17 protein-coding genes are annotated in these 12,481 nt (G+C 62.2%); 10 read left to right on the top strand and 7 right to left on the bottom strand.

What is annotated here, in order from left to right:
• Positions 1-71: 71 nt before the first annotated feature.
• Complete coding sequence (locus FFI89_RS29085; protein ID WP_138830949.1) at positions 72-881, top strand: N-formylglutamate amidohydrolase; 810 nt, start codon at positions 72-74, stop codon at positions 879-881.
• Here the strand turns inward: FFI89_RS29085 and FFI89_RS29090 are convergent.
• The gene (locus FFI89_RS29090) at positions 878-1,852 is read right to left on the bottom strand and encodes a DUF3592 domain-containing protein (RefSeq protein ID WP_138830950.1); all 975 of its coding nucleotides are present in this window, start codon (positions 1,850-1,852) and stop codon (positions 878-880) included. The genes FFI89_RS29085 and FFI89_RS29090 overlap by 4 nt on opposite strands.
• A gap of 102 nt (positions 1,853-1,954) precedes the next feature.
• Positions 1,955-2,572, bottom strand: coding sequence for a LysE family translocator (locus FFI89_RS29095; RefSeq protein ID WP_138830951.1), 618 nt, complete (start codon positions 2,570-2,572; stop codon positions 1,955-1,957).
• Positions 2,573-2,903: 331 nt separating this feature from the next.
• Between FFI89_RS29095 and FFI89_RS29100 the strand changes: the two genes are divergently transcribed.
• The 4 genes from FFI89_RS29100 to FFI89_RS29115 all read left to right on the top strand — a co-directional run bounded on the left by FFI89_RS29100 (position 2,904) and on the right by FFI89_RS29115 (position 4,357).
• Positions 2,904-3,227, top strand: coding sequence for a helix-turn-helix transcriptional regulator (locus FFI89_RS29100; protein WP_138830952.1), 324 nt, complete (start codon positions 2,904-2,906; stop codon positions 3,225-3,227).
• The gene (locus FFI89_RS29105; protein ID WP_138830953.1) at positions 3,224-3,634 is read left to right on the top strand and encodes an SRPBCC domain-containing protein; all 411 of its coding nucleotides are present in this window, start codon (positions 3,224-3,226) and stop codon (positions 3,632-3,634) included. Before FFI89_RS29100 ends, FFI89_RS29105 begins: the two co-directional genes overlap by 4 nt.
• A 79-nt stretch (positions 3,635-3,713) precedes the next feature.
• Entirely contained in the window at positions 3,714-3,929 is a 216-nt protein-coding gene (locus FFI89_RS29110) for a hypothetical protein (RefSeq protein ID WP_138830954.1), read from the top strand.
• A complete protein-coding gene (locus FFI89_RS29115) occupies positions 3,926-4,357 on the top strand; it encodes a DUF1801 domain-containing protein (protein ID WP_138830955.1) in 432 nt (143 codons plus the stop codon). Before FFI89_RS29110 ends, FFI89_RS29115 begins: the two co-directional genes overlap by 4 nt.
• 117 nt (positions 4,358-4,474) lie before the next feature.
• Here FFI89_RS29115 and FFI89_RS29120 read toward each other — a convergent pair whose 3' ends face one another.
• The 4 genes from FFI89_RS29120 to FFI89_RS29135 form a co-directional block, all read right to left on the bottom strand.
• Positions 4,475-4,918, bottom strand: a complete 444-nt coding sequence (locus tag FFI89_RS29120; RefSeq protein ID WP_138830956.1) for a hypothetical protein — start codon at positions 4,916-4,918, stop codon at positions 4,475-4,477.
• Positions 4,919-4,999: 81 nt separating this feature from the next.
• Positions 5,000-5,980 carry an ABC transporter substrate-binding protein gene (locus tag FFI89_RS29125; RefSeq protein WP_138830957.1) on the bottom strand — a complete coding sequence of 327 codons (981 nt, stop codon included), beginning with the start codon at positions 5,978-5,980 and terminating at the stop codon, positions 5,000-5,002.
• 210 nt (positions 5,981-6,190) lie between these two features.
• On the bottom strand, positions 6,191-6,745 hold the full coding sequence (locus tag FFI89_RS29130; protein WP_138830958.1) for a hypothetical protein: 555 nt from the start codon (positions 6,743-6,745) through the stop codon (positions 6,191-6,193).
• Positions 6,746-6,756: 11 nt separating this feature from the next.
• Complete coding sequence (locus FFI89_RS29135) at positions 6,757-8,199, bottom strand: LVIVD repeat-containing protein (protein ID WP_138830959.1); 1,443 nt, start codon at positions 8,197-8,199, stop codon at positions 6,757-6,759.
• A gap of 153 nt (positions 8,200-8,352) precedes the next feature.
• On the opposite strand from FFI89_RS29135, the gene FFI89_RS29140 reads away from it, so the two are divergent.
• The 5 genes from FFI89_RS29140 to FFI89_RS29160 all read left to right on the top strand — a co-directional run bounded on the left by FFI89_RS29140 (position 8,353) and on the right by FFI89_RS29160 (position 10,799).
• Entirely contained in the window at positions 8,353-8,883 is a 531-nt protein-coding gene (locus FFI89_RS29140) for a cytochrome P460 family protein (protein WP_138830960.1), read from the top strand.
• 166 nt (positions 8,884-9,049) lie between these two features.
• Positions 9,050-9,364, top strand: a complete 315-nt coding sequence (locus FFI89_RS29145) for a helix-turn-helix transcriptional regulator (RefSeq protein WP_074819264.1) — start codon at positions 9,050-9,052, stop codon at positions 9,362-9,364.
• Positions 9,357-9,824, top strand: coding sequence for an SRPBCC family protein (locus tag FFI89_RS29150; RefSeq protein ID WP_138830961.1), 468 nt, complete (start codon positions 9,357-9,359; stop codon positions 9,822-9,824). The genes FFI89_RS29145 and FFI89_RS29150 overlap by 8 nt, the downstream gene beginning before the upstream one ends.
• Positions 9,817-10,278, top strand: coding sequence for an SRPBCC family protein (locus tag FFI89_RS29155; RefSeq protein WP_138830962.1), 462 nt, complete (start codon positions 9,817-9,819; stop codon positions 10,276-10,278). The genes FFI89_RS29150 and FFI89_RS29155 overlap by 8 nt, the downstream gene beginning before the upstream one ends.
• Positions 10,279-10,286: 8 nt before the next feature.
• Positions 10,287-10,799, top strand: coding sequence for an SRPBCC family protein (locus tag FFI89_RS29160; RefSeq protein WP_138830963.1), 513 nt, complete (start codon positions 10,287-10,289; stop codon positions 10,797-10,799).
• 66 nt (positions 10,800-10,865) lie between these two features.
• Here FFI89_RS29160 and FFI89_RS29165 read toward each other — a convergent pair whose 3' ends face one another.
• Positions 10,866-12,476 (bottom strand): acyl-CoA synthetase, encoded by a 1,611-nt coding sequence (locus tag FFI89_RS29165; protein ID WP_138830964.1) that lies wholly within the window; start codon positions 12,474-12,476, stop codon positions 10,866-10,868.
• Between the last annotated feature and the right edge of the window lie 5 nt (positions 12,477-12,481).

Raw genomic sequence — 12,481 nt, forward strand, 5'->3', positions numbered from 1 at the left:
GCTCTAATCTAGAGTGAACGTTGCTCATTTGCAGGTCGTCTGCCGCTTGAATAGGCACCAATCAGGGAAATTTGCTGTTGAACCCCGCAGACGACACAGTCTTACTTCTGGGAACCGAGGATGTTCCCCCGGTCCGTGAGTACAACGCGGCGGGACGCTCGCCGTTCTTTCTCACCTGCGACCATTACGGCCGGCTGATTCCGCGCGTACTCGGCGATCTCGGGCTGCCCGAGAGCGAACTTGTGCGGCACATCGCATGGGACATCGGCATTGCCGGCGTCGCGGAGTCCTTGTCGAAACAGCTCGACGCGCACCTGATCGTGCAGCGCTACTCGCGGCTGGTGATCGACTGCAACCGCCCGCCGCATGTCGCAGGCGCGATCCCGCGCATCAGCGAGGCCACCACCATTTCCGGCAACGAGGGCCTTGCGCGCGAGGCCGCGCAAATGCGGCGCGCGGAAATCTTCGATCCCTATCACCACCGCATCGACGCGATCATCGATGCGCGCCGAGCCGCCGGCCTGCCGACGGTGCTGGTGTCGCTGCATAGTTTCACGCCTGCTTATGCCGGGATCGCGCGGCCGTGGCATATCGGCACGCTCTATCACCGCGACACCCATCTGCCGCCGCTGCTGCTGAAACTGTTGCGCGCCGAGGGCGATCTCGTGGTCGGCGACAACGAGCCCTATGCCGTGAGCGATGATACCGACTACACCATTCCCGTGCACGGCGAAGCACGCGGCCTGATCAATACCGGCATCGAGATCCGCCAGGATTTGATCTCGGATCCCGCCGGCGAGAAATCCTGGGCCGATCGACTGGCGCGGATTTTGACCGAGGTCGAGCCGCTGCTGCGGGCGCAGGGGTTGCTTTCTGCCTAACCGTGAACCGCCGTGTAGTAGGTGAGGCCCGCGAACCCGGCTGCGAGCAGCCACAACACCCAGGCAAAACTGGTGCGCGGGTTCAGCGTCGCCTCCGACGGATTGAGCGGATTGACATAGACCTTGACGGCGGCGCCGTCCTGATAGGCCGTCATGAACTTGCGCATCAGCCAGCCCGACGTCGAGTTGCTGCCGGTGGCAAAGCGGGCTTCGATGGCGGTGTAGTCGACATCGTTGAACCGGTAGGCGTACGACACCTGCCGCTGATACATCACCGCGCCGCGCGATCCCTGCTCGGTCGGCGCTGCCCGGTATTGTTCGACATCCGACATCTTGATGGTGCCGGACACGACCGGCCATTTCGTCGCCAGCCGCACCTGCTTTTGCATCACCAGTGCGAACAGCGCGATGACGACACCGAACGCGCCGAACGCGATCACGAGCGGCGACAGCTTTGGATCCGCCAGCCGCGCCGAGAGAAATTCGGACAACCGGTTGAGGCCGAACACCGAGCCGAACACGATCGCCAGCACCACCGCGGTGCCGATGCCGAGGCAGCCCCACAGGCCCGTCGGCAGGTCGCGTTCCAGCACGGCTTCGTTCGGATGCAGCTGGTTGTAGAACACCGTGACCGGCGTGCCCGCCGGATAACGCGCGATGGTTTCCGCGACTTCGAAATTGCCGCGGTCCTCGCCGATGCTGACGCGGTTGTTGCGCAGCAGCTGGCCCCTGACGGTGTATTCGTAAACGATGTTGGCGAAGTTGCGCTGCTCTAAGCGATGGCCATCTTCGCGGTCGCTGTCCATCACCCGGATCTCGCGCACTTCGGAATTCGAGATCACCACCTTGCCCGCAGCCGACGGCCATTCGCGGGCGGCGCGCACCTGCAACGTCTTGTAGGCGGCGGCGACCAGAATGAGCCCGAGCGGCGCGAGCAGCATCAGGTAAACGTACCACGGCAGATTTGGCATGAACTTCCCCCAGAGACGACGCCGGGATTAGACGCGCCGTCGCGGCTTAGGGTTCAACAAGCCTGGGGTTCAACAGGCCTTGGGATCATGCCGGCCTGCGCGTCACCTTGCCCGCGTCAGCGCCAGCCAGATGCCGCCGCCGATCATGAAGCCGCCGGAGACGCGCGACAAAAGCCGGGTGCGCTTGGCCGAGAAGAACCGCCGCGCCCGCCCCGCCAGCACCGCATAGATCGTATCGGTGACCGCGCCGGTGGCCATGAAGGTGAAGCCGAGCAGGACCACCTGCGAGAAGTGATCCCGGCTCATGTCCATGAACTGCGGAATGAACGCGCCGAAGAAAATCAGCACCTTCGGATTACTCAACAGCACCAGAAAGCCCTGCAGGAAAAACCCGCCGCGCGGCGGTGGCGGCGGCTCGTCGGCCTTGACGCCCTCGACCGGCGACCACACCAGCTTGATGCCGAGCCAGACCAGATAGGCCGCACCGGCAAATCGCACCCAGTCGAACCAGTAGCCCATGGTCGCCATCAGCGAGGTCAGTCCGACCGCGACGATGCCGATCACGATGGTCAGGCCGGCCTGAACGCCGGCGATGTTGGTCAGCGCCGCGCGCGTGCCATGCCGCAGGCCGTTGGCGATGACCAGCGTCACCACCGGACCCGGAATGAGCGCCAGCGCGACGCAGGCGGCGACGAAAGCGAGATAGGCCTGAAGGGACATGGGGAAATCCGGTGAGAGGCGATTTTTCGAATTATGCATGCGGCAGGTGGAGATGGAAACCGGGCTTGGGGACCACGCACGACCCAACGGGGTATGTCGAACTGGCACCTGGCGCGGTCATGCCCGCCCTTTGTGCCGGGCATCCACGTCTTTGCCCAAACGCGCAAGATAGACATGGATGGCCGGGACATAGGCGAGCGGAAGCGAAGCCGTCCTGCGGACGGCTGTGCCCGGTCATGACGAGCACTGAGAAACTCAATTTCTCCGATTGACTAATCCATAGCTCATCAGTTATGGATCAAACCCATAGCCAACGGGTTATCGATCCCACATGCCGAACGCTTCCGATACATTGTTCAAAACGCTCGCCGATCCGACCCGGCGGGCGATCTTCGAGCAATTGTGCCGCAAGGGCGAGCAGACGGTCGGTGCCCTGACGACCCAGGCCGGGGTCTCGCAACCGGCCGTCTCGAAGCATCTCGGCGTCCTGAAACAGGCCGGACTGGTGCGCGACCGCCACGAAGGCCGCCAGACCCACTACAGCGCGCAACTCGGCGCGCTCGGCCCGCTGATCGACTGGACCAGCGAGATGGCCGGCTTCTGGCAAAGCCGGTTCGATCACCTCGAAGACCTGCTCAAAAGGATGGACCAGTGAACGCACCCGCGACCGAAATCAGTACAGTCATCGTCGAACGCGAAATCGCCTTCCCGCCGGAAAAGATCTGGCGCGCGCTGACGCAACCGCATTTGATCGAGGAGTGGCTGATGAAGAGCGACTTCAAGCCCGCGGTGGATCACCGTTTCAGTTTTCGCGCCGACTGGGGCTCGGTTGACTGTCAGGTCCTGACAATCGAGACCGGCAAGACATTGTCCTACACCTGGGCGGCCATGGGTCTGGACAGCGTCGTCACCTGGACCCTGACGCCATCAGGCGCGGGGACGCTGCTGCGCATGGAGCAGTCGGGCTTCCGTCCGGACCAGAAGCAGGCTTTTCATGGCGCCCGGTTCGGTTGGCAGAAATTCCTCGCAAGTCTCGAACAGGTATTGGCGCGGATCGAGTGAGGCAAAGATCGATTGAAGCGCTGCTAGGCAACGCCTCGCCGCCACCCATCACGCGTTAGTACCGAAAACGGATCCCCTCATGAAAGATGCCACCCTACGCTCGATCATTCGCTGGACTCACATCATCTGCGCGATTCCCATCATCGGCTACATCTATAGCCCGTTCGAGGTGCTTCCGGATTATGCTCCCCCGACCCGATTCGTATTCTTTCCGGTCATGTTGCTGTCGGGGCTCTGGATGTGGAAGGGCCATGTTGTTCGACGGCTCGTTAATCGGGACATGAGGGTGCAATGACTCCATCGCAGCGCATCGACCAGCTGATCGCCGGAATTACCGACTGGCGCGGCGAGACCTTTGCCGGCCTCCGCAAGACCATCCTAGAAGCCGACCGCGAAATCATCGAGGAGTGGAAGTGGATGGGCAGCCCGGTATGGTCGCGTGACGGCATCATCGCCGTCGCCAACGCCCACAAAGGCAAGGTGAAGCTGACCTTCATGTACGGGGCGAAGCTTGCCGATCCCGACAAGCTGTTCAACGCCGGCCTCGAAGGCAACGAACGGCGCGCGATCGATTTTCTCGAGGGCGACAAGATCAATCAGCGGGCGCTGAAAGATCTCATCCGCGCCGCCATCGAATACAATCAGAGCCGGTTGAAGAAGAAAGCGCCGGTGAAGAAGAAAGCGCCTGCGCCTAGCGGCGCGAAAAAGGCCAAGAAGGCTTGAAGTCTTTTTTCCTCGCCCGACGCGGACCAAACTGAAAGCCCGCCCGAGGGCGGGCTCTCTCTCCAAATTCAAGCCTGGTGGTCGAAGATCATTCGACCATCACAGGGACATTGAATTCTAGCGCGACGATAGCTGGGGTGGTCGCGCCATCACGAAGTAGCCAGACCCCGCCGCGCCGAAAAGATAGATGAGCGCCGCAATCCACCCCATTGCGTTCAACGTGCCTGCTGCGGTCCCCATGACAACGACAATCAACCCGACGGCGTCCCCGACAATGGTGGCGATGAACACGCTGCGCATGAATTCCGACGAGCCGTCCCGGGCAAACCAGAAAATTAAACCCAACCCCACCAGCGCGGCACCAAACAATCGCGCCATCAGCAGGGTTGCAGCCGAAGTTGCCATTCCATAACTAGCCGCGACTTGTTCGGGCGCCAGAACAAAACCAACACCATGCACCAGGGCAAGAACAGCAATGATTGCGAAAAATGTTTTAACCGTCATAGCGTATACCCCCTTTTCAACGCCGCCAGCGAAATGCCGATCGGCATCTGCCAGCACATCGGAAATGCTCCAAGGATGCAAGAAACGTTATGCGTGCGAACGAACTGAGCTAACGGCTGCTGCATCGCACCCACGCGGCTATTCGATCACCTCATCAGCGCGGCCGAGCAACGATTGGGGAACTGTAAGGCCGAACAACTTGGCGGTCTTGAGATTGATGACCATCTCGACCTTCGTGGACTGCTGGACCGGCAAATCAGCGGGCTTCTCGCCCTTGAGAATCCGACCCGTGTAGATGCCGACTAGATGGTATGCGTCCGTGAGACTGCCTCCGTAGCTTACAAGGCCGCCCGCTGCCGCGAACGCGCGAAGCTGGTAGATTGTGGGCATCGCATGGCGGATGGTCAGCGCGCCGAGTTGCTCGCTCCGACTATTGAAGAATGGCTCACCTCCGATCACGAGCCCACCTGCTCGCAGCTCGACCAAGCGTGCAAAGACCGTATCGAAGTCTCGGTCGGTACTGGCGTGCAGGACGTGAAGCTGCAGTCCGAGGGTGTGGGCCGCCGCCTGAAGTTCCTTCGATGTGGTCTCAGCACGCGCGGGGTCGGTTGGGTTGACGAGCGCGGCAATGATGGTCGCGGTGGGAGCCAATTCGTGCAGCAGCTGCAGCCGCTTCGGCCCTAGCTCCACATCCAGGATGCTCACGCCAGTGATGTTACCGCCGGGCCGACTCATGCTGGCGACAAGTCCCACCTCGACCGGGTCGAACCCTGCCACGAAGGCGATCGGAATTGTCGGGGTTGCTTCCTTTGCCGCCTTTGCCGCAGGGCCGTTCGCGACAATCACGGCCACCTGACGCCGAACGAGATCGGCTGCTAGCGCGGGCAGCCTATCGTATTGATTCTCAGCAAAGCGGTATTCCATCACGACGTTCTGGCCCTCGACATAGCCGACTTCTTTCAGGCCGCTGCGGAACGCCGTCAAAAGTTGCGGGTCTTCGCCAGATGCCCTGGTGCCGAGGAACCCAACCACAGGCATCCGCGGCTGCTGCGCTCGCGCCGCGAGCGGCCATGCGACCGCCGCGCCGCCCATCAGTTTGATGAATTTCCGCCGTCGCATGTGTCCCCCATAAGGACCACGCCTTGCGCAATTCCTTGACCTTAGCACTTCCGACCGGGCAGCGAGTGAGAAATGGCAGGCAGTCGAGCCGAAATGCCTATCAGGCTCGAAGTCTGAATTGGGTCGTTTGCGACCGGGTTATGCCAGCAGCAAGTCCGGTCGTGTTCGCCACGCCGCCGAAAGCGGCGGTATGGAGTATTGGCTCCAGCGCTAGCGTCCTTCCATCGCCGCGGTCATCCACTCCGACATCTTCGCAGAGCCGAGAAAATCCAGCGCGGCGCGCTGGATGCCGGTCGCATCGCCGCTACCCTTGGCCACCGCGACCATCAGGTCGCAGCGGTGTGACACCGCGATACCGACAGCGGTGTGGCGCGACCCGTCGGACATGGCGAGATCGTAGGGCCTGATGCGGCCGGGCATATCGGCGATGCGAACCACTTTGCCCGGCTGCAGCGGCGCGAAATGCTCGCTGATCAGATCGAGATCGGCGACGCGATCGACTTCGTCGTCATCGGCAACGCCGGTGTCGCAGTTGCAGAAGCCGACCTTGGGACGGACATAGACCTCGACCTCGCCGCCGCAGCCGGCCGCGCCGCAGCGGAATGCCTTGCCGGCGGGCCAGCCGTCGCGGGGAAACGGCCAGGCGATTTCCTGCCATTCCGCTTTCCCAGGGTTTTCGCCCGGCGCGGCACGTTGATAGGCGGCGCCGCCCGACAACGCGCCGAGCGCGACGATCCCGGCCACGATGAGGAGCCCGCGCCGCACGCGTCACATTCCTAGGGCAGGCCGGCTGCGGCGCGCGCCGGGCCGGTCAGTTCCAGAATGTGCAGTCCGGTATTGGCGCGGTCGACGATATAGACGTAACCGCGCTCGTCGGTTTCGACATTGTTGGTCTGGATCGCGACCTTGCAGCGGTCCTTGCCGTCGATGGTGACGCAGCGCTTGTCGGTCGCCGCCGTGATCGACGGAATGAAATAGCCGACTTCCTTCGGGTGATAAGGATCGCGAATGTCGAGCGCGCGGACGCCGGCATTGAAGAAGGCGATGAACGCCATTTTCTTGTAATAGATCGGCGCCATGCTCTCGTTGGAGGAATGCGAGCCGAACCGCCCGCCCCGCTCGCAGAAGTCGCCGCTCGATTCCGGCACGGTGTAGCTCGAGATCATCATCGGGCGGTTTTCCACCGTGACGTCGGCGAACCACACCATCTGCCGCGCCTCGCTGCATTCGTTCAGGATCGCCTCGTCGACGATCATCACGATGTCGCGGTGCTTGCCGTCTTTGTCCTTGGCGAATTCGGCGATCGGCATGCCCAACATCGGGAACGTGGTGTGCGCGCCGTTCAGCGCCGACATCGGCATCCGCGAAATCTCCGGCAAGCGCAGATTGTCCGGCGTCGACTCCTTCGGCCCGTTGATGAGCTTGTCGCGATCGACGATCTGCAGAAAGCCGCCTTTGTTGGTGCCGTAGCCGAAATAGACCCGATTGCCGGATGGCCCGGTCGAGATCGGGCCGTGCAGTTCGGTCGGCACCGCGCCGGTCGAACCGGGCTCCTGGCCGGGCAAACCGAAATCACGAATTTTGACGGGATGGGCGGGATCGCTGAGATCGTAGACCTGCGTCATGCGGCGGGTGCGCCAGTCCGGCGCGCCCGAGACCAGAAACGCAATACCGGTGTCGCATTCCCACCAGTTCTTGTGGGTGTCCTTCAATCCGCCAAGCCGCGTGATCAACACCGGATTGGCGGGATCGGCGACGTTCCAGATCTCGTGGGCCTCGCCGCCGAAGCTGCGCAGCATGTACACCGCATTGCGATCGCCCTTGGGCAGCTGCTTGCCGTCGCAGATCCGCACCATCTGCGCGCCGCCGGCCTCGTACTTTCCTTCCTGCCCCGGAATATGCCGAAGATATTTCGGCTGCGCGGGATCGGTGACGTCGACGATCGACGTGCCGTTGGGTTCGGCCTTGCCGGTCTGCGGATTGACCGGCGTCGGAACGTCGTCGGTGCCGCCGTGATGGCCGATATAGGCGATCCAGCGGTCGCCCTGGTGATGAATGGTCGGCTGATAGGCGCTGCGCGCCTGCAGGTCACTGGTTCCGACCAGCTTCATGTTGGATGCTTCCGGCGGCGCGCCGATCTTCTGCGGTTCCGAAGCGGCGCCACTGGCGCAGGCGATTGAAAATGCGGCGAGAATTGCGAGTTTGACGCGACCGCTCATGTTTTTTCCACCCCGGTTACCGGCCAATCTTTGCTGGCTCGTTCAAGAGGATATCATAGCGGGGACCGCTTGCCTTGCACTACGCTCGGCAGGAACAAATTTGCGGGATGAGGTGCGAGAGTTCGGTCCACGATAATCAGGGAAGGATCAGCCATGAAAAGCTGCAAGCTCACCATTGCCGCCGCCACGGCAGTGCTCGCCATCCTTGGCGGCGCGGCCGTTTACGCACAAGACAAATACGCGCTGAAATCGCCTGACGGAGTAGCGTTCTCCGACTTCAAAGGATACGAGGACTGGGCAGTGGTCTCCTCGGCCCGGACCGACGACGTGCTCAAGGTGATCGTCGCCAATCCGGCCATGATCGAAGCCTTCAAGGCTGGCGTGCCCGGCAATGGCAAGCCGTTCCCGGAAGGCGCCATGATCGCGAAGCTGCAATGGAAACCAAAGAAGAGCACGGAGGCCCCCTTCGCCGTGGATGTGCCTGACGTCTTCACGCAGGCGTTCGTCATGGAAAAGGACAGCGCAAGATTTCCGAAAAGCGGCGGATGGGGATACGCGCTATTCAACTACGAAGCCGCATCCGACACGTTCACGGCAGATCCCAGCCCCTCGGATTGCGGACACGCGTGCCACGTGGCCGTGAAGGCGAAGGACTACATCTTCCATCCGTACCAGAAACGTTGAACCGCGCGTGCCGGTTTTCATGACAGATCACCCGCAGACAACAGGCTGAAGAGATCGGGGACGGTTCAACCAACCGTCGCCTTCAAACTCGCCGGCGGCCCTCCTCCGCAAGCGTTTGAAGATCGGCACTTGACATGCAACCATTTGGTTGCCTATTATCTCCTTCATGGATGAAGTCTTCAAAGCGCTCGCCGATGCATCGCGACGCTCGCTGCTGGACCGGCTTCACGCCCAGAACGGACAGACGCTGAACGAACTCTGCGACGGCCTCGCCATGACGCGGCAGGCCGTCACAAAACACCTTGGGATTCTCGAGGCGGCCAACCTCGTCACCACGCTGAGGCATGGCCGCGAGAAGCTGCACTACCTCAATCCGGTCCCGATCCATCAGATCGGCGAACGCTGGATCAAGAAATTCGAGCGCGGAAAGCTCGCCGCGCTCAGCGAATTGAAACGGCAACTGGAGAAGCGTGATGAGTAAGCCCGAATTCGTCTATGTCACCTATATCGAGACCACGGCCGAGAAGCTCTGGCAGGCGCTGACCGACGGCAACTTCACCGAGCGCTACTGGTTCGGCTACCGAATCGCCTCCGACTGGAAGGTCGGATCGCCTTACACATTTGCCAGCGGGGGCAAGCCGACCAACGAGGGCAAGGTGCTGATATCGGATCCGCCGAAACGGCTGGCCTACACCTGGGACCCCTGCTCGGCGGAAGCCAAGCGCGAACAGCCCTCGCGCGTCACCTTCGATCTCGAGCCGCATGGCGCCACCGTCAAGCTGACCGTAACGCACGACAATCTCGACGAAGGCGGCAAGACCTTGCGCGACATTTCCGGCGGCTGGTCGATGGTGATCGCGAGCCTGAAGAGCCTGCTGGAGACCGGACATGCCCTCCCCTCTGATCTACCGTCGATCGCCAAGGAGACTTCCTGTGCCTAAGCCCGAGTTCGTCTACACCACCTATATCGAGACCACGCCGGAGAAACTCTGGCAGGCGCTGACCGACGGCAACTTCACCGAACGCTACTGGTTCGGCGCCCGGCTGCGGTCGGACTGGAAAGTGGGTTCGTCGTTCGAGATGGTGCGCAGCGACGGCAGCGTTTCCGACGCCGGCAAGGTGGTCGAGTGCGACCCGCCGAAGCGGCTGGCCTATACGTTCATCAACCTGTCCGACACCTACAAGAACGAGTTCCCCGCACTCGCCACTTTCGTGCTCGAACCCTATGGCAAGTTGGTGAAGTTGACGCTGACCCATGAAGGGTTTTCGGAAGGCAGCAAGTTCTTTAATGGGATCTCGAAGGGATGGCCCGCGATCCTCTCCAGCCTCAAGAGCATTCTGGAAACCGGGCAGCCGCTGGAAATCCCCTTCGAAGCGCTCAAGATGGAAAACTGAGTCCTGCGATGAACATCGACACATTCAAGCCGGCCATCGTCTACACCATCTACATCGCCTCCACGCCCGAGAAGGTGTGGCAGGCGCTGACGACGGCCGAATTCAGCCGCAAGTACTTTTTCGGCAACGCGGTCGAGGTCGATCGGAAAGTCGGCGGGGCCTACGTCGTGCGCACGCCGGATGGCGCATTGCACATCAGCGGCGAGGTGATCGAATACGACCCGCCACGCAAACTCACTATCACCTTCAACGTCAACTGGCCGGAACTGATTGAGAAGCTCGGGCCTACATTGGTGAGCTACGAAATCGAACCCGCCGGCGACACGGTGAAACTGACGATGCTGCAATCGCACGACCGCGACATCAGCGACGACATCCTCTCCGGCGGCCGCCAGGGCTGGCCCGCGATCCTGTCGAACCTGAAAAGCCTGCTCGAAACCGGGCAGCCCCTTGCGATCAAGATGCAACCGCCTGAGCGGATGCTGGCCGCGCTGAAGACACTGGGGATTGGGACGCCTTAAGCTGCCGCGCGTGCCAGTGCGCTCCCTCGCCCCGCTCTTCGCGGGGAGAGGTTAAGGAAGCAAACCTCACCCCAGCGCCCGCAGCTCGCGCCGCAGCACCTTGCCTGTCGCCGTCATCGGCAGCGTTTCGGCGAACTGGACGAAGCGCGGATATTCGTGGGCGGCGAGTTGCACCTTCACGAACTCCTGAATCTCGCGCGCCAACGCCTCGTCGGGCGCAAAGCCCGGGCGCAGCACGATCCAGGCCTTGATCGATTCGGTGCGGATCGGATCGGGAATGCCGACCACCGCCGACATCGCCACCGCCGGATGCTTCATCAGCGTGTGCTCGATCTCGGAGGGACCGACGCGATAGCCGGCAGTGGTGATGACGTCGTCCTCGCGGCTGACATACCAGAAGTAACCGTCGTCATCCTGGATGCCGAGATCGCCGGTGAGCAGGAATTCGCCGGCGTATTTCTTTGCCGTGGCTTCCGGGTTCTTCCAGTATTCGATCATGGTGCAGGGACAAGGCTGGCGCACGCCGATGACGCCGCGCTGTCCGCGCGGCAACTCCTCGCCCTGGTCGTTGACGATGCGGACATCGAAACCCGGCGTTGCCCGGCCCATCGAGCCCGGCCGGATCGGAAACAGGTTCGAGTTGCTGCCGATCACGAGATTGCACTCGGTCTGGCCGAATACTTCATGGGCATCGATGCCGAAGGTTTCGCGCACCCAGCCCAACAGTTCGCCGCCGAGCGATTCACCGCCGGTGAAAATGCTGCGCAGTTTGACGCCGGGGTTTTTCACATCGGCCTGCCGCATCAGTTTCAGCGCGGTCGGCGGCAGGAACACGTTGCGGATGGAAAGTTCGGCCATCATCGCCATCGCTGCCTGCGGCTCGAATTTTCGCGCGCGGTGGCCGACCAAGGGAATGCCGTGATACCAGAACGCGAACAGGGCGTTGATGAGCCCGCCGATCCAGGCCCAGTCGGCCGGCGTCCACATCAGGTCGCCGGGTCTGGGCAAAAAGTTGTGGCACATCTCGACATTCGGCAGATGGCCGAGCACGACGCGATGCGCATGCAGCGCGCCTTTGGGATTCCCCGTGGTGCCCGAGGTGTAGATGATCAGCGCGGGATCGTCGGCCGAGGTATCGACGGTGGTAAAATCCGGCGATGCCGCCTGCAGCGACGGCCAGAACGGTTTGGTGCCGGCTGGCGTCTTGTCGCCGATGATGTAGATATTTTTCAGGCCCGGAAGCCGGTCGCGGATTTTCGACAGCTTCTCCCAGCCGGCTTCATCGGTGACGATCGCCTTGGCTTCCGAATTCGTCAGCCGAAATTCCAGTGCGTCCTCGCCGAACAGCGCGAACAGCGGAATCGAGATCATCGCGGCGCGATAGGCCGCGAGATGAGCGACCGGCAATTCCAGCGACTGCGACAGGAACACCGCGACGCGGTCGCCACGCTTCAGCCCGTCAGCGACCAGCACATTGGCAAAGCGGCGCGACATGTCGGCGACCTCGTCGAACGAGGTGCGCGTCGTCGTCCCGTCATCGTGGACATAGACCAGCGCCAGCCGGCCGGTGCCGTCCGCATGCCGGTCGCAACACGCGGTCGCGATGTTGAAGCGCGCCGGCACGTCCCAGCGGAAGTCGCGGTAGAGCTCGTCGTAGGTGGAGGCTTCGGTGAGCATGTTTC

The sequence above is a fragment of the Bradyrhizobium sp. KBS0727 genome, assembly GCF_005937885.2.
In the GTDB taxonomy this organism is placed as follows: domain Bacteria; phylum Pseudomonadota; class Alphaproteobacteria; order Rhizobiales; family Xanthobacteraceae; genus Bradyrhizobium.